Here is a 17,050-nt window from a genome sequence, read left to right as displayed (position 1 = left end):
ACCATTTCTTCATATATCGGCCACCTCTTTCCATGTCCGCTCAATTCAGGTACTGCACTCACCACCGTCAAATAACCCCTGACCTTGAATTCCCTTCACGAGAAAGTGAACGAAAGTTTGAGCGATGTCGGCGCCGGAGAGATCGCCGTCGAGTCTGTACCAGCGTGGAATGCTGGTGATCGCGCCCATGAACCAGAATACGGCGAGTTTCGGGTTGCACTCGGCAATAGTTTTGTCGTCTATACCTTCCTGTATTAAGTCGCGCAGGCGAAGATCGAATTGCCGACGGCGCGCCATGATCTGCTTGCGGTCTTTAGGTGTCATCCCGCTGTATTCGTGAAGGACGGCGGAAGCTCCCAGTTCGCTGGCAAAGTCTCGAATGTATATCGACACAAACTTCTCAAGTTTTTCGAGGCCATTTTTCCCTGTTGTCATCGCCTCCTCAAGCGCCATATCGCCGATCTCCATCGAGAGATTGTGGCATTCGTATAGCAACTCCTGCTTACTCTTGAAGTAGTGATACAAGGCCGGCTTGGTCACATTTAGGCTTTTCGCGATCTCGTCCAGCGAGACGTTCTGGTAACCACGATGTCCGAACGCGCGCGAGGCCTCTGCGATCACCGCCTGCCGTTTCAACTGGTATTGCTCGTCTTGGCTCTTGACCAAATTGTTCCATCGTCTGGGCGCTATTGCCTTCCTCTTGGTACCCGCCTTCTTCGCCTCAGCGCGTTCGATGATGCTTTCAACCTTTTTCATTTTTTCCCTCGTCGCTGTGCGGTGACAGTCTACTTGCCGATAAAAGGCCCTACCAAAGATTCAATTATAAGACCCGGGCTCGCTGCGCCCTATTACGAGAGGCGCTTTCCACTACGTTGCAGTTGCATTTCCACATCAACACCAATGATGAGCGAAACCTGTACCCTTCCGTCGCGCTCAGACTAGAAAGTCGCTGTGGACGGATGTCTAACCGAATAGTAATATTATTGACTAATAAGTAGATTTTATACCAGTGCACGCTGACGCTCATGCCAGGCAGATTTTGGATGACTGCCGCGTACCCAGGAAGTCAGCAGCCGCTGGATTCATTGACAGACTGAGTAATGGCAGCTCATCCATGATATTCAATCGCTCCTCGTATGTTCCTCGACCGCATGCCGTGCCCGTCATCGTGGCGCCGATGTTTCTCATCTCTGGTCCCGAACTAGTAACCGCCTGCTGCAAGGCTGGAGTGATCGGCTCCTTCCCATCGATTAATGCCCGCACGCCAGAATTACTGGAAGATTGGCTCGTGGACATAGAGACATCGCTCGCCGCTGCCCGCGCGGCAAAGCCTGAACAAATCGTGGCCCCCTACGCAGTCAATCTCATCATGCATGCAAGCAACAGCAGGCGTGACACCGATCTCGCCATCCTTGTGCGGCATCGTGTACCGCTGGTCATTGCGAGCGTCGGGAACCCGGGACCGGCAGTCAGAGCAATACACGACTATGGCGGCAAGGTGTATTGCGACGTGGCGACGGTCAAGCACGCACGCCGAGCCATCGAGGCGGGGGTAGATGGCCTGATCCTATTGTGCGCCGGCGCCGGGGGACACACGGGGTGGATCAATCCCTTCGCCTTTCTTCGGGAAGTACGCAGCTTTTTCGATGGCCCCGTCGTCCTGGCCGGGGGCATCACGGATGGCCGGGCAATACGGGCCGCGCAATTACTCGGCGCTGATGGCGTCTACATGGGAACGCGTTTCCTAGCGGCCCAGGAAAGTCTCGCCTCGGAAGACTATAAACGCACGTTGGCAGCTAGCAGTGCGGACGACATCGTCCTGACCACGGCGGTGACCGGCATGCCTGGTAATTTCCTGCGTAGCAGCTTGGAACGCTACGGCCTGTATCCAGAGCACGACAACGACCAAATTTTTCGCATCCCTGGTCAGGAAAGCGAAGGCAAGCGCTGGCGCGATATCTGGAGCGCCGGCCATGGAGTGGGCACGGTGCGCACCGTCGAGCCGGCCGCCGAGATTGTGAGGACGCTGATCAAGGAGTTCAACCAATCCGCCGTCTGAGTAGTCGCACCCCCGCCCTTTTTCACATCCAGGCCAGCGCCTGCCCACCGTCCACCGGTATCGCCGCACCTACAATGTAGCGGCCTGCATCGGACGCCAGCAACAAAGACACGCCGTCCAGGTCGTCCTGCCTGCCGAAGCGCCGCAGTGGTGTGCGCTTGAGCAAACCCTCTTGGAAATCGCTCAAGGCATCGTGCATGTCACTCTCGATCGTGCCGGGGCAAATCGCGTTGACACGAATCCCCTTCGCCGCCAGTTCGAGCGCCATCACCTTAGTCAAGTGGATCAACGCCGCCTTCGACGCTGCATAGCTCGCGAGCCAGCCGCCAGCGCGCATGCCGGCCACCGAGGCGATGTTGACGATTGCTCCCGCGCGCTGCGGCAGCATGCGACGTGCTGCCTCTTGTGCGACCAGCATGGCGCCCTTTAAGTTGGTATCGAAGATGCGCGCTATTTCCTCTTCCTTTTGCTCGACGAAGGGGCTGACGTGGATGACACCCGAGTTGTTGTAGAGGATATCGATGGGGGCTCCGCACTGCTGCTCCGCACGATCAAAGGCCGCCGCGATCGTCTCTGTCCGGGTGACATCGAGATAAATCCCATGGGCGGCGTGGCCTTGCTCACGCAAGGCGGCGACTGCCGCCTCGATGCGATCCATGCGCCGCGCAGCCAAAACCACCGTGGCGCCGGCACGCGCAAAAACGCCAGCGACATGCTGGCCGATCCCGCTCGAGGCTCCGGTGATGAGAGCCGTTTTGCCGTGCAGGCTAAACAGGTTTTCCATCATATTTTTCCATGATTGAAGGGGCGCCGGCTACCGCGGCGAGCGCCTCGGGATGATTCAGGGCTGCCGGCCGATCCACTGCGGAGCGCGCTTTTCCACGAAGGCGCGGATGCCTTCCTTGGCGTCGGCATGCGCCATGTTGCGTGCCACCACTTCACCGCAGTACTCATAGGCATCCGCCAGCGGCATCGGCAACTGCCGATAAAACGCCTGCTTGCCGAGCGCCAGCGTATATGTGGACTTGCTGCCAATCTCGTTTGCCAGTGCCGCAACCGCTGCATCCAGCTCGGCTGCTGGCACCACCTGGTTAACCAGGCCAGCGCGCAAGGCAAACTCGGCATCATGCAGACGGCCGGTGGCGAGCATTTGCATGGCGTGCTTGGGCAGGAGGCCACGCCCGAGCGCCACCATCGGTGTCAGGCACCACAGGCCGATGTTTACGCCCGGCGTGCCAAATCGGGCGTCGCTGGCGGCGATCGCCAAGTCGGCACTGGCTACCAGTTGGCAGCCCGCGGCCGTGGCGACGCCTTCCACGCGCGCGATTACGATTTGCGGCTGCTCGCGCATCGCTTGCATCATGGCCGAGCAGCGCACAGAAACGGCCTTGAAGAATTCAGGGTCCGTTTCATCGTTGAACTCGGTCAGGTCGTGCCCGGCGCAAAAAATTCTTTGCCCGACACCGCTCAGAACGATCACGCCGATGCCGGTTTCTGAGCGCAGCTCGAGCAGGCGCCGGTGCAGTGCATCGATCATCGCCACCGACAGGCTGTTGCCGCGCTGCGGCCGGTTCAGGGCTAGAAAGCTCACCGCGCCACGGTCCGAGCGGGTAACCAGTTCCTCCTGCGAATCAGTCATGCTTTCCTCCTCCATGGTTTCCCAGCTCAGCCGAGCCAGCGCTTGCGACGACGGTAATGCTTCATGTCACGATAACTCTTGCGTTCGCCATCCATGGTGAGGCCGAGGTAGAACTCGCGCACATCCTCGTTCGCCTTTAGGTAGGCGGCGGCGCCTTCAAGCACGATGCGGCCGTTTTCCATAACGTAGCCGTAATCCGCCAAGTCGAGCGCAACGCGCGTGTTCTGTTCCACGATCAATAGCGTGAGGCCGCTCGCCTTCAATTGCGCCAGCAAGGCATACACTTCTTCGATCATCAGCGGCGCCAGGCCTAGCGAAGGCTCGTCAATCATCATCAGCTTGGGGTCAGCCATCATGGCGCGGCCAATCACCAGCAACTGCTGTTCGCCGCCCGACAGATAGCCCGCGGTACGCCCGCGCAAAGCTGCGAGGCGGCCGATGCGCTGGTACACCTGGTCCAGGCGCCGGCGCGCCTCGGCGCCGCCCACCATGTGACCGCCGACGATAAGGTTCTGCTCGACCGTCATGTGTCGCAGCACCTGCCGACCTTCGGCCACATGCACGATGCCGTGCCGGACGATGTGCGCCGGCTCCTGATTGGTCAGCGGCGCACCATCGAAGGAAATGCCGCCACCTGAAACCCGGCCGTCCTCGCAACTGATCAGGTTCGAAATGGCCTTCAGGGTCGTGCTTTTACCAGCCCCGTTGGCGCCTAGCAAGGTTACGCATTTCCCTTTCGGAACCTTAGCCGAAATTCCTTTCACGGCGAGGATGACGTCGCTGTACAGCGCTTCCACGTTATTCAATTCAAGCAAGTGTCTCTCCCAAGCAGTTCACGCGCCCCGCAAGGGGCGGGGCGCGTCACGCAGGTCTTACCATTTGTTCAGGACAGGAACGGCCACGTTTTGGTCCACGATCGTGTACTTGCCGCCTTGCACCGTGCCGATGTTCACCGTCAGGCCGCGCGTTGGAAACGGCGCGTCTTCGGAATAGGTCAACGTCGGCAGTACGCCGAAGCTTTGCTCGGCTGTGATCGGGGTCGTCACCAGCGTCTTGCGCACGACTTCGCCGGTCAGCTTGGTCGGACCCACCGCCTTTGCCGCGTTTTCGATCGTGCGCACCGCCACGATCGCCTGGTTCAGGCCCATCAGGCAGGGAACGTTGTAGCCGGCGGTGACCTTGTACTTGTCGCGCAGCTTTTCATAAAAGCCGCGCGCCGTGGTCTTGTCCTCGGTCGGGATCGCCATGCCGTAGGCTTCGTAATTGCCTTCCATTTGCGCGAGACCGCCGATGGCCTTGCCGGACGCCAGCAGGCTGTTATGGGCACTCATCATGATGGGGATGTTGGTCTTGCCCAGGCTTTGCAGTGCGCGCCGGGTCGCTACCACCGCCGCCGTGTTGGTCTGGATCTGGATGACTTCCACGCCTTTGCGCACCAGGCGTGCCACCTGGGGTGTCAAGTCCGTCGGCTGCACTTCGGTGTAGATGGTTTCAACCACTTCCAACAGCTTCGGGTTTTCCTTGGCGTACTTCTCCATGCCCTTATGGATATCCACGTAGGCGGGCGAAGCTTCCGAGGAGATGATGCCCAGCTTCAGGGCACCGTCGCCGCCGCGTTTCTTGCGGAACCACTCCATGAAGGCTGTCGCTTCGTGCGGATAGGTGGGACGCGCATTAAAAACCCAGGGATTTGGCTTCCAGCCGTAGCCGTAGCCGGCGGTGGCCATGATCATCGGCACCTTGTCATTAGGCAGGCGCTCCTGCAACGCCGCGGCATCCGGTCCGCCGATGCCGAACACCAGGATCGGATTCAATTCCGATTTGGCCCCTGGCCACAGGCTCGCCACCTGCGCCACGTCGTAGCGGGTGTCGTAATCCTTAATCTTCAGCGCCACGCCCAGTTCCTTCCCGACCTCGGAGTTCCACCAGTCGACGACCCCGCGGCGACAGCCAGTGACGTCCTTCATGATGTCGGCGTAGGGGCCGGTGAAATCGGCCAGCCCGGCGAGGTTGTAGGTGGTCTGGGCCTGCGCTCCGGCGGCGGCAAACAACATGCTTAACCCTCCAGCCGCGGCGAACATCCAAGCACGCGACTGGACCGGACGTTTGTTAAATTTTTTATTGAAAGCACCCATTTTTCATCTCCTTGATAGTTATTGAACAAACGCACCGACAAGGGAGACGGCGTATCTTGCCGCTCCCATTTTCTTCAATAGGGAAATGGCCACAAGCGGTAGGAGCGCTTGATGGTTTGCCATCTGTGCATCAGGCCGCGCGGCTCGAAAATCAAGAAGCCGGCGATCATCGCCCCCAGGAAGATGTTCATGGCGGCGAATACGATGTCACCACCCAGGAACGGCACAAGCTCCACGATGGTGGAACCGGCCGAACTGATGATTTCCTGCGACAGCTTGATCACCAGCACACCAATCAGGGCGCCGGTGATTGAGCCGACGCCGCCGACGATGATCATGGCGATTAGCCAGATTGAGTGAAACAGCGTGAATTGATCGACCGCGACGAAGCGCACGTAATACGCCCATAAGCCACCGCCAATGCCGGCATAAAAGGCGCCCAGCAGAAATGCCACGGCCTTGGTTCGCACCACGTTGATGCCCATCATCCCGGAAGCGACATCGTCGTCGCGTACCGCCAGAAAGGCGCGTCCGTGCCGGCTTCGCGCCACGCTGTAGGCCCCGAACAGCATAAGCGCCGCCACCGCTAAGCAGAGGTAGTAGATCGAGCGGTCCGAATCGAAACGGAACCCCAGAATCTCCGCCGGCTGTACTGTGATGCCGGCCGAACCACCGAGCCAGGAAGCGGGCAGGTTGAGCACCAGGAAATGGAACAGAATCTGAGCCGCGATCGTTGTCAGGGCCAGGTAGAAGCCCTTGATGCGGACCGCCGACATGCCGAAGATAAAGCCGAATACGGCCGCCGCCACGCCGCCCACCGGCAACGCTGCCCAGATCGGCCATCCGGCCTTGCTGGCCAGGATTGCTGTGGTGTAGGCGCCGACGCCCATGAACGCGGCTTGCCCGAGGTTGATCTGTCCCGCCAGGCCGGTGTTAATCTGGAGGCCGAGCACCACCACCACGGTGATGAGCATGGTGGTCACGATGGCGACGATGCGCGGCTCGAACAGCAGCGGCATGGCCATCATGAACAGCGCGAACAAAACCAGGGTCCAGCGCTGCTTGGAAGTGCGGATCAGCGCCTGATCCCCGGCAAAGCTGGTTGCGAATACGCCTGCTGGATCCATGATTTATACCCTCTCGATAGTCTTCCAGCCGAACATGCCGGTTGGCCTGATCAGCAGCACTAAAAGCATGATGACGAACGGCAGCACGGAACCGACCGCACCGCCCACCAAGGGATCGAGGTAGGCCATGGCCAGCCCTTGGACGATGCCGACCAGCAACCCCGCCAGCAACAGACCGCCGATCGATTCGAGGCCGGCCAAGAGTGCGACCGGCAAAGCGGCCATGCCGATTTCCGAGGTCAGCAGGTTGAGCGATTTCCCGCTCAAGTAAACGATCGCACCCAAGGTCGAGAGCACTGAACCCAGGGCCCAGGCGAATGCCACCGAGCGCCGCACCGAGATTCCCATCGACATCGCGACCTGGTGGTCTTCCGCCACTGCGGTCATGCGCAGGCCGGCCCGTGTCTTGTTGAAGAACCAGGACAGGCTGAAACCGATGACGATGGTCAGAAGTCCCCCATAGAACAATGAGCGCGGAATCAGCAGGTCGCCGACCATGATTGGCGCCAGGGGAAACACGATGGGGAACGGCCGCACCTGGGGACCAAAGGCAACCAGGATGACGCCGCGGATCAGGATCAGCAGGCCAATGGTTACCATCACCATCGAGAAGACCGATTCCCCGACTAAGCGCGAGAAAAACAGACGCTCGATCAGAAGGCCGAATGCGGCGGCGGCCGCAAATGCCAAGGGCAGGCCGGTCCACATCGGCAGGCCGAGCTCCATGACCATCCACCAGACCAGGAAGCCACCGAACACGACCAGCTCGCCCTGGGCAAAATTGAACACTTTGGAAGCGCGGTAAATCACCACGAAACCCATGGCGATCAGCGCATACAGCAAGCCGATCAGTGCGCCGTTGATCAGGTAATTCAGAAACTCAATCATGCTACCCTCCGCTGAACGACAGCTTTCCCGTGCCGCTGCGCGGGTGTCTCGCTGTCGTGAATGGCTACCTGGGCGGCCAGGCTGCCTTGGCGCCCGTCCTGATAAGTGACGGGGATCTTGATATCGACCGCATCGGCCCCGGCGTACAAACCGTCAATCACGGCGGCGTAACGCTGCTCCAGGAATTCGCGCCGCAGTTTGCGCGTACGCGTCAACTCCCCCTCGTCCGGGTCTAGCTCCTTGGGGAAATTGGCGAAACGGCGAACCCGCGCATGGGCCGGCAGGAAGGAATTGACACGCTGTATCTCGGTGCGCAGCAAGTCCGCCACTTCGGGCTTTTGTGACAAGTCAGTGAAGGTGGAAAAGCTGAGATTCTTTTCCTCGGCCCAGCGCGACACCACGTTCATGTCGATATTGATCAGTGCCACCACGAACTCGCGCGTGGCGTCGCCGACCGTCATGATGTCCTTGATGAACGGACTGAAGCGTAGCCGCGTTTCGACGAATTGCGGTGGAAAGCTTTCCCCCGACGCCAAGCGCCGTAGATCGCTCATGCGCTCCAAGAACACCAATTCGTCGCGTCCGCTGCGCGTGACCGCGTCGCCGGTGCAGATCCAGCCGTCGACGATCTCTTCGGCGGAGGCGTCGGGACGCCGGTAGTACCCGCGGAAGTGCGTGCCACCTCGGACCTGCAACTTGAGCTTGCCCGCAAAAAATGGATCCCTTGCTGAGTGTGTAAAACTCACGCAAGGAGGGAGGAAAGATGGGTAATCCGAGAGCTCGATATACGCAGGAATTCATGCTGGAAGCCGTGCGCATGGTCCGCGGCGGCCAGAGCATGGCGGCGGTGGCGAAGATACTGGGCATCAGCCCGAAGACGCTGCACAACTGGGTGAAGGCCGATGCCGCTGGGAAGCTGAACGGCGCAGGCAAACAGGTTTCTCCAGAACAGATGGAGATTGCCCGGCTGCGCGCGGAGTTGGCACGCGTGAAGATGGAGCGCGACATATTGGGAAAAGCCACGGCGTACTTTGCGAAGGTGTCGGCATGAAGTACGCCTGGATCGAGCTTCACAGCCGACAATGGCCGGTGTCCCTGAGCTGCCAGGTGCTGGGTGTCAGCCCCAGCGGTTACCACGCGCGCAAGGTGCGGGATGTCGATACTGACCGACCGCGCCGACGCATCAGCAACGACGCTCTGCTGGTGCACATCAAGGCCGTGCACGCTGAATCCAAAGGCGAGTACGGCTGGCCGCGCGTGTGGAAGCAACTGCTGGTCCAGGGCATTCGCGTCAGCAAGGATCGTGTCCAGCGGCTCATGAAGCTGCACGGCATCAAGGCGAAGACCAAACGCCGGTTCAAGGTCACGACCGACAGCAAACACAGCCTGCCGGTCGCACCGGACCTGCTGCAACGAGACTTCTCTCCCGCGCGTCCCGACCAGGTCTGGACTACGGACATCACGTACATCTGGACGGACGAGGGTTGGCTGTTTCTGACCGTCATTCTCGACCTGTTCAGCCGTCAGGTGGTGGGCTGGTCGATGCAGCCGCACATGCGCACGGAGCTGGTGTCTGATGCGCTGCGTATGGCGTGGTTTCGCCGCCGTCCGCAAGCGGGCCTGATCCTCCACAGTGACCGTGGCAGCCAGTATTGCAGTCATGACTTCCAGGACCTGCTCAAGGGCTACGGCATGCGCAGTTCGATGAGCCGTCGAGGCAATTGCTGGGACAACGCACCGACCGAGAGCCTGTGGGGATCGCTCAAGCGTGCACGCATCCTCGGCCAGCGCTTTGCAACGCGTCGCGAAGCGATGGACGAGGTAATCGACTGGTTGAGCTTCTACAATCATTCGCGCTTGCACTCGACGTTGGGCTACGTCAGCCCGATGCAATTCGAGCGGGACTGGTACGCCGCCCAGAACCAACGGGTGGCATAATCTCGCTCAGTTAAGGGATCCGAAATTCGCGGGCAACGTCAACTCGCCTTCCTTCGTCAGTTGCCATTCCAGCGGCGCATCGGCATCGGGATGAGCGCGCAGCCAGTGCCCAACCGTTTCCAGGTCGTAGCAGTCGCCCTGATGCATGGTCAGCAGGCCGGTTTCTGTTGATCCGTAGATGTTACGCAAAGGCACGCCGATCGCATGGAACATGCGAAACACGTCCGGCGCCATGGTCGAACCACCGCAGCCGGCAATCCGGAGGCGGGTCAGACCCAGTTGATCGCGCAACGGCCGCAGCACTAGCGCCTCGGCCAGCGGGAATGCCAGCCGCGCTCGCGTGCTGATCGGCCGCCCCTCCAGGCGTGCGACATTGACTTCGTGGCCCACGCTTAGGCCCCACTCGTAGACGCGGCGGCTGATCTTGCCGGCATCAAGCATGCGCGCCTGCATGGTCGATGCCAGGCTTTCCCACTGGCGCGGCGCGAACACCATCGCTTCCACTGCCAGTTCGCGGATATTGCTCAGCACCTGTTCCGGCCCCTCCGGAAAATTCACCACGAAGGGCAGGCCTACGCCGAGCGTGATGCCGATGATCTGCTCGGTCGCCCAGGCTGGAGCGATATAAGTGAGATATTCCATGCCCGGCTTGGCGCCGGTGGCGTCGATGACGCGCTGCGCATTGTCGATCAGGTACTTGTGGCTCAGGATCACGCCCTTGGGCTTGCCGGTTGTCCCTGAAGTGTACGAAAGCACCGCGATGTCGTCGGGCTTGCCCTCTTGCAAAAAGGCACGGTACAGCTCAGGCTGTTCGCGATGCAGGCGCCGGCCCTCCTCCTGCAATCCGGCCACCGTGCGCAGCACATCCTCGCGATAGGACCACATGCCGGTATCGTCCCAATAGGCGATCCCTCGCAGGAGCGGTAGACGGTCCCTGATAGCCAAGCCCTTGTCGACCTGCTCCTGGTCCTGGGCGAATAGGTACACCGTTTCGCTGTCTTCCAGAACGTAGGCAACCTCCTCCGCTGTCAGGTCGGGGTAAAGTGAGACGACCTTGCAACCCAGTGCCTGAGCCGCGAATTCAGCCCAGAAGTGCTCGGGTTCGTTTTCACCGATGATGGCAATCGTTTCACCGCGCTGCATACCGAGTCGATGCAGGCCGAGTGCCAGCTCGCGCACGTTTTCCTGGACCTTGGCGAAGCTGAACTCACGCCAGATACCGCGATATTTGTGACGCTGCGACAGGCGCTCCGGCGTCCGGTCCGCATGCTGCTGGAGCAGTTGCGGAAGCGTTGACATGGGTAACATCATTTTCCTCCGTCGCCAAGATAGGCCTTCAAGACCGCCGGATCGACCTGGATCTCGGCGGGCGTACCATCCGCGATCTTGCGGCCGAAATCGAGCACCGCGATGCGATCGGCCAGATCCATGACGACACCCATGTCGTGTTCGACCAGCACGACTGGAATGCGCTTTGCCTCCCGCACATCGAGGATGAAGCGGGCGAGGTCCTCCTTCTCTTCCGAGTTCATGCCCGCCATCGGCTCGTCCATCAGCAAGATCTTCGGTTCCTGCGCCAGGGCGCGACCAAGATCGACCCGCTTGCGCAAGCCGTAACCCAGGCTTCCAACCGGCTGGTGCCGGATCGACTGAATTTCCAGCAGCTCGATGATTTCTTCGACGATTTCGCGATGCGCGAACTCTTCGCGCTGGGTGCGGTTGAAATAGAAAAACGCTTCGGGCAATGTGGCGCGCATGTGGATGTGGCGGCCCACCATGATGTTGTCCACCACGCTCATGCCGGAAAAAATGTGTGTACCCTGGAACGTCCGGGCCAGCCCTGATCGCGCGATCTCGTGGACTGGCTTGCCTTTGATGTCCTGCTGGTTGAGCAGTATCCGCCCCTGCTGCGGGCGATAGAATCCGCTCAGGCAATTCATCAGGGAAGTCTTGCCGGCACCATTTGGGCCGATGATGGCGAACAGCTCGTCGGCGCGGACTTCGACCGACACATTGTCGAGCGCAACGATGCCACCGAATGCCATGCGGATTCCCTCCGCGGCCAGCACCACGGGCGCACCTTGCGTCGCGGCCCGGGGCGCGCTCATGCCGCCCCCGCTGCGTTGATACCTTGTCTCATCTCGTCTCCTGTCGTTTTATTCGCAGCGCCGGCGCGTAGCCCACGTGCCGCAGTTCCTTCTCTGCCGGCGCTCCTCCCAGCGCCTCCGGCGTGGCGACCCCGCTAACGGGTGCCGACGCGACCGCCGCCGTCGATGCTGATGGTAGTGGCGTTGATATAAGAGTTTTCCACGACATGGCGCACCAGGCCGGCGAACTCCTCCGGCTGCCCCATGCGCGCCGGATACAGCACCATGTTATTGATGAGCTTGTCCGCCACCTTAGGCGGCATGCCCGCCGCCATGCCGGTATCGAATAGGCCTGGCGCGATCGCCACCATGCGGATGCCATGCTCGGCCAGGTCGCGTGCGATAGGCAGGGTCATGCCAATGACGCCGGCCTTGCTGGCGCTGTATGCAGCCTGCCCCATTTGGCCCTGCCAGGCGGCGCCGGACGCGGTGTTGACGATGACCCCGCGGTCGCCGCTCTCATCCGGTTCGTTGCGCGACATGGCAAGCGCCGCATGGCGGATCATGTTGAAGGTGCCGCTCAGGTTCACAGCGATAACGCGTTCCCACAATTCGGTCGGGAACATCTGGCCTTTCGACAATGTCTTGCAAGGGCCGAGGATGCCGGCGCAATTGACCACGATATGGATGGCGCCGTGCAGCTCCAGAACGGTGTCGATACCAGTCTTTATATCGGCCTCGTTGGCGACATCGACCGCCAGTCCTCTGATATCCGGAGCCAGCGCGGCCTGCACAGTCTTGGCATCCAGGTCGAAGCCCACCACCCTGGCGCCCGCTGCGGCCAAGGCCTTGCAGGTGGCCAATCCTAGGCCAGAAGCGGCTCCCGTGACGACGGCGACTTTGTTGTTGACGTTCATGTACTAATTTCCTTTTTGTCTGAAGTAAATGTCTATGAAACGGCCTCTCGGGTCGGGCGCGCCTTTCCTATTGAAGTGGCGCTCGATCAGTTACACTGAGCGCCACTGGCCCTGCCAGTACTTTTCCCGTATGTCGCGCTTGAGCACTTTGCCGACAGCGCTGCGTGGCAGTTCGTCCCAGAATTCAATGCTTTTCGGTGTTTTGACGCTGCCGAGCTCGCGCTTGCAGAGAGAAATGAGTTCATCGCCGCTAGCCTGATGGCCAGGTTTCAGCTGGATTACCGCCTTCACCGCCTCACCCCATTTCTCGTCGGGCACGCCGACAACGGCGCAGTCCAAAACAGCAGGATGAGTGTTGATCACCGCTTCGATCTCGCTCGGAAAGACGTTGAACCCTCCACTGACGATCATGTCTTTCTTGCGGTCGACAATGGTGATTAGCCCGCGCGCATCCTTGATGCCGACGTCAGTGGTGTGATGCCAGCCGAATCCAGACACTTCTGCCGTTTCCTCCGGCTTCTTGTAATAGCCCTTCATCACCATCGAAGATCGCACCACAATCTCGCCCTTTTCGCCGGGAGCGAGCAGCTTGCCGTCGTCGTCCATGATTTCGACGCGGGCATAGGGAACGGCGCGCCCGGCTGAGCGTAGCGCCTCCTCATCGAAGCTGCCGTCTGCACGGATGTAGTCCTCCGGCTGCTTGGCCACTACCGGAAACAGACATTCACTCTGGCCGTACACCTCATAAATCACTGGCCCGAACACCCGCACCGCTTCCTTCAGCTTTTCCGGCGCAATCGGGGCGGCGCCGACTGCCAGGCAACGTAGCGGGCTTAGGTCCGTCATCGCGACTTGCGGCGTCGCGAGCAGGGCGTACACGACGGTAGGCGGCATGAATAGATGGGTGATGCGCTCGCGCTCGATCGTGGCCAGAACCGCTTGCGCGTCGAAGCCGGGCAGCACCACCGTGCAAGCGCCGCGGGCGGCGCCGGCCAAGGTGATCATGGCGGCGGCATGCGTCAGAGGCGCGACGGCCAGAATACGAGAGCCCGAGTCAATCTTCAGCATATCGAAGATGGAAATCAGGGTCATTTCCAGCGAGCGGTGGGAATGTAGCGCACCCTTTGACGGGCCAGTCGTGCCACCGGTCGGCTGTAGTACCGTCGCTCGCTGGGGGTCTTCCGGCATAGCGACGTACGGCTCGCGATGTGCGGCAATCCAGGTGTCCAGGAACTCCCCGTGCTCGGACGGCCGATCGATGCAGATGAAGCGCTGCACTTGCGACAGGTCAGCCTTCCAGGACGGCACAAGATGCTCGAAGCTGCTATGGAAAAAAATCAGGTCGCAGTCGGCGTATCCCAGCATCGCCAGATTGGTGGCGGGTGAATTTCGCGTATGCAATGCGACCCATACCATGTCCGCCCGGTTGACCGCAGTCTGTAGCAAACTTATGCGGTAATCGTTGGGCGCATAGATCGCGATATGAGCACCGTCGCGTAGCCCCGGCTCACGGGTCAGAGCGTGCGCCGTGGCGTGCACCATTGCCTGTGCCTCTTTGTAGACTAGGCGTGTTCGCCCATCCACGAAGGCTTCATGGCGCGGAAAGTTCGCCGCGGCCGCGTCGAAATAATCTGCTAAACGCAATTTTCGTCTCCTCGTCCAAGCTGCGTCGCCGGTCTGCGCCAACTTGCAGCTTGCGATTGATGTTTTAGCGACCCAGGATGGTGACGCAGGCGACCGCCTCTTCGATGCCCTGAAGCCCACCACCGTTTTCAGCCAGCGCCAGTCGCGCGCCGGCCACCTGCCGGACGCCGGCCTCGTTGCGTAACTGGGTCACCAACTCATGCACCTGGGCGATACCGGTGGCGCCTACAGGGTGTCCCTTGGACTCCAGGCCGCCGGAGGGATTGACCGGAATCCGACCGCCAATGCTGGTTTCACCGCGCTCCGAAAATGGGCCGCCTTCACCGAACTCGCAGAAACCGAGATTCTCGATCTGAATGATTTCTCCCATCGCGGTGGCGTCATGAACTTCGGCCACCGAGATGTCGCGCGGCCCCACGCCGGCCAGCTCGTATGCGCGGCGCGCAGCCAGGGCGGTGCAGTGATTGCGGTATTCGGCATCCTCACGGTCTGACCCGGTATGGACGATCGAGGCCAGTACACGGATCGCGCGCGACGGGTCGATATTCCAGCGCTTGAGGCCCGCTGCGGTGCAAACGACGGCGGCGGCAGATCCGTCGGAAATCGGCGAGCACATCGGCAAGGTCAGCGGATAGGTAATTGGAGGGGCCGCCAGAACCTCGTCGGTCGTATATGAATTGCGATATTGCGAGAGAGGGTTGTGAACGGAGTGAGCGTGATTCTTAGCTGACACCGCGGCAAGCTGTCTTTGCGTTGTGCCAAAGCGCTTCATGTGCGCGCGGGAGAACGCAGCATACACATCCATGAAAACGCTGTACGGCTTGGACGAGACGCTCCCCTCTGGGACCGCGACACCCGCACCAAGTTGCAGCAAGCGCTCGCGGATCTGCTCGGCCTCGTGCACGTCCCAGGCGCTGTCAAACACCGAGAACATGCGGTCGCGGTCCGCTGAGTACATCTTTTCAGTGCCGACTGCCAGCGCCACATCGGCGGCTCCGGCGCGCAGGTGGTTAACCGCAAGAGTGAAAGCGCTGCTTCCGCTGGCGCAAGCATTCTCTACGTTGACAACCGGGATGCCACCCAACCCCATCGCGCGCAGTGCCACCTGACCGCGAATCATGTGTTGGCCTTCCATGTGGCCCTGCGACGCATTGGCGAAAAAAGCCGCTTCCAGCGCCTCCTTGCCAAGTCCCGCATCGGCCAACGCCGCTTCGACCGCCTGTCGGGTCAGGGCCTTCATGCTGACATCCAGGTGGCGTCCAAACGGCGTCATGCCAACGCCCACCACATAAATCTGTTCCATGTGTCACTCCTCCATCATCCAGATTGTTTTCTTTGTCTGCACAACGGCCTTGCAGACACCATACACATTTTTTACCGCAGAGTAAATAACATACCTAACGGGTAATTAGTATTAACTTATGAGTTATCTTTTGTGATTGGCCAGCACGGCATCCGTGTCCGCGCCCAAGGGAGAAACGTCGGTCAGCGGCCCCGGGTGGAAGCCTCCGAATACCAACGGCTGTGCCACGTGCCAAGAAGAACCGCCGTCGTTACGCGCCACTTGCCTGAACATGCCGCGATGCCGGAAATGCTCGTCGGCGACCACTTCCTCCAGGGAATTGACCGCTCCCCACGGAATGCCGGCCCGGTCTAGCTCGGCGCCCCATTCTTCTCGCGATCGGTGCTTCAAAGCGGCTGTGATTCGCGCTCGCAATACGGTCTGCTCGGCGACGCGCTCTGGATGCCGCAACGCGGCCACGTCGTCCATACCCAACAGCGGGCACAGCGGTTGCCAGAACCAGTCCTCATGCGCGATTGACAGCGTCAGTAACTTTCCATCCGCGCATTCGAACGTGCCGTAACCTGGCTCATCGTTGACGAAACCCTCATTCATGCCGTTCATGCGCGGCGCCAGCATGGCGGTCATCAATGAAACCAAGCAGTCAGTCATGGAAACGTCAATATATGCACCCTGGCCGGTGCGCTCGCGGCGCAGCAGGGCCGACAGCATGCCGGTCAATGCGAATATTGCGGATGACAGGTCGCCGATTGCAAGGTCCGGCGGTGCTTCGATTCGGCCGGTTTTCGCCTGGCGAGACAGGAGGCCGGCCAGCGCCTGATATGACAAGTCGTGTGCCGGCCGATCGCGGTAAGGGCCGGTTTGCCCGAATCCCGAGATCGACAGATAGACAATGCGTGGATTGATTGTGGCTGTGGCGGCGTAATCGAATCCGAGGCGAGCCATAGTCCCGGGCCGATATCCCTCCATCAGGACGTCGGCGTCACGTATCAGACTACGCAGACTTTCCTTGCCCTGTTCCGTCTTCAGATCCAGCACCACCGACTTCTTGTTCCGGTTCAGTGACGCGTGAAAGCCAGGATATTGGCGCGCCGGGTCTCCGGAGCTTCGTTCAACGATGATTACCTCGGCGCCGAGATCGGCAGCCACCAGAGTGGCGAACGGCCCGGGATACTGTTCGGCCAGGGTAAGAATACGTATGCCTTCAAGCGGGAGAATCATTGCTTTCCTCTCATGCGAAACAAAAAAGCCACCGATCCGAACTTGTGAACTCCACAGCACGGTAGAGAATTCGAGTTTTGATTCTACCGACT

At 60.5% G+C, this 17,050-nt stretch carries 16 protein-coding genes; 2 read left to right on the top strand and 14 right to left on the bottom strand.

Going from position 1 to position 17,050, the window contains the following annotated elements; translation table 11 throughout:
• Positions 1–45: 45 nt before the first annotated feature.
• Positions 46–756, bottom strand: coding sequence for a TetR/AcrR family transcriptional regulator (locus tag BPET_RS05745; RefSeq protein WP_012248130.1), 711 nt, complete (start codon positions 754–756; stop codon positions 46–48).
• A gap of 358 nt (positions 757–1,114) precedes the next feature.
• Between BPET_RS05745 and BPET_RS05740 the strand changes: the two genes are divergently transcribed.
• Positions 1,115–2,059, top strand: a complete 945-nt coding sequence (locus BPET_RS05740; protein WP_012248129.1) for an NAD(P)H-dependent flavin oxidoreductase — start codon at positions 1,115–1,117, stop codon at positions 2,057–2,059.
• Between the two features lie 22 nt (positions 2,060–2,081).
• On the opposite strand, the gene BPET_RS05735 is transcribed toward BPET_RS05740, so the two are convergent.
• The 7 genes from BPET_RS05735 to BPET_RS05705 form a co-directional block, all read right to left on the bottom strand.
• Entirely contained in the window at positions 2,082–2,846 is a 765-nt protein-coding gene (locus BPET_RS05735; RefSeq protein ID WP_012248128.1) for an SDR family NAD(P)-dependent oxidoreductase, read from the bottom strand.
• Between the two features lie 54 nt (positions 2,847–2,900).
• Positions 2,901–3,698: an enoyl-CoA hydratase gene (locus tag BPET_RS05730; protein ID WP_041862737.1), complete on the bottom strand. Its 798-nt coding sequence runs from the start codon at positions 3,696–3,698 to the stop codon at positions 2,901–2,903.
• A gap of 26 nt (positions 3,699–3,724) precedes the next feature.
• Entirely contained in the window at positions 3,725–4,513 is a 789-nt protein-coding gene (locus tag BPET_RS05725; RefSeq protein ID WP_041862736.1) for an ABC transporter ATP-binding protein, read from the bottom strand.
• Positions 4,514–4,570: 57 nt separating this feature from the next.
• Entirely contained in the window at positions 4,571–5,833 is a 1,263-nt protein-coding gene (locus BPET_RS05720) for an ABC transporter substrate-binding protein (RefSeq protein WP_012248125.1), read from the bottom strand.
• Positions 5,834–5,907: 74 nt separating this feature from the next.
• Entirely contained in the window at positions 5,908–6,960 is a 1,053-nt protein-coding gene (locus BPET_RS05715; protein ID WP_012248124.1) for a branched-chain amino acid ABC transporter permease, read from the bottom strand.
• A 3-nt stretch (positions 6,961–6,963) separates the two neighbouring features.
• Positions 6,964–7,848, bottom strand: coding sequence for a branched-chain amino acid ABC transporter permease (locus BPET_RS05710; RefSeq protein ID WP_012248123.1), 885 nt, complete (start codon positions 7,846–7,848; stop codon positions 6,964–6,966).
• Entirely contained in the window at positions 7,845–8,594 is a 750-nt protein-coding gene (locus BPET_RS05705; RefSeq protein WP_012248122.1) for an AMP-binding protein, read from the bottom strand. The genes BPET_RS05710 and BPET_RS05705 overlap by 4 nt, the downstream gene beginning before the upstream one ends.
• A 17-nt stretch (positions 8,595–8,611) precedes the next feature.
• On the opposite strand from BPET_RS05705, the gene BPET_RS05695 reads away from it, so the two are divergent.
• A protein-coding gene (locus BPET_RS05695; RefSeq protein ID WP_085970191.1) for an IS3 family transposase occupies positions 8,612–9,786 on the top strand; the annotation gives its coding sequence in 2 pieces (ribosomal slippage) (positions 8,612–8,861 and positions 8,861–9,786; 1,176 coding nt in all).
• 6 nt (positions 9,787–9,792) lie between these two features.
• Here BPET_RS05695 and BPET_RS05690 read toward each other — a convergent pair.
• From BPET_RS05690 to BPET_RS05665, 6 genes are all read right to left on the bottom strand, one after another.
• Entirely contained in the window at positions 9,793–11,085 is a 1,293-nt protein-coding gene (locus BPET_RS05690) for an AMP-binding protein (protein WP_050978203.1), read from the bottom strand.
• A gap of 8 nt (positions 11,086–11,093) precedes the next feature.
• Positions 11,094–11,894 carry an ABC transporter ATP-binding protein gene (locus BPET_RS05685; protein WP_012248120.1) on the bottom strand — a complete coding sequence of 267 codons (801 nt, stop codon included), beginning with the start codon at positions 11,892–11,894 and terminating at the stop codon, positions 11,094–11,096.
• 134 nt (positions 11,895–12,028) lie between these two features.
• Entirely contained in the window at positions 12,029–12,790 is a 762-nt protein-coding gene (locus tag BPET_RS05680) for an SDR family NAD(P)-dependent oxidoreductase (protein ID WP_012248119.1), read from the bottom strand.
• A gap of 90 nt (positions 12,791–12,880) precedes the next feature.
• Entirely contained in the window at positions 12,881–14,434 is a 1,554-nt protein-coding gene (locus BPET_RS05675) for a class I adenylate-forming enzyme family protein (protein ID WP_012248118.1), read from the bottom strand.
• A gap of 64 nt (positions 14,435–14,498) precedes the next feature.
• On the bottom strand, positions 14,499–15,737 hold the full coding sequence (locus BPET_RS05670) for a thiolase family protein (RefSeq protein ID WP_012248117.1): 1,239 nt from the start codon (positions 15,735–15,737) through the stop codon (positions 14,499–14,501).
• A gap of 123 nt (positions 15,738–15,860) precedes the next feature.
• Complete coding sequence (locus tag BPET_RS05665) at positions 15,861–16,958, bottom strand: CaiB/BaiF CoA transferase family protein (protein WP_012248116.1); 1,098 nt, start codon at positions 16,956–16,958, stop codon at positions 15,861–15,863.
• Between the last annotated feature and the right edge of the window lie 92 nt (positions 16,959–17,050).

It is taken from the genome of Bordetella petrii (assembly GCF_000067205.1).
Taxonomy (GTDB): Bacteria; Pseudomonadota; Gammaproteobacteria; order Burkholderiales; family Burkholderiaceae_B; genus Bordetella_A; species Bordetella_A petrii.
This window is presented reverse-complemented; position numbering and strand designations above follow the sequence as displayed.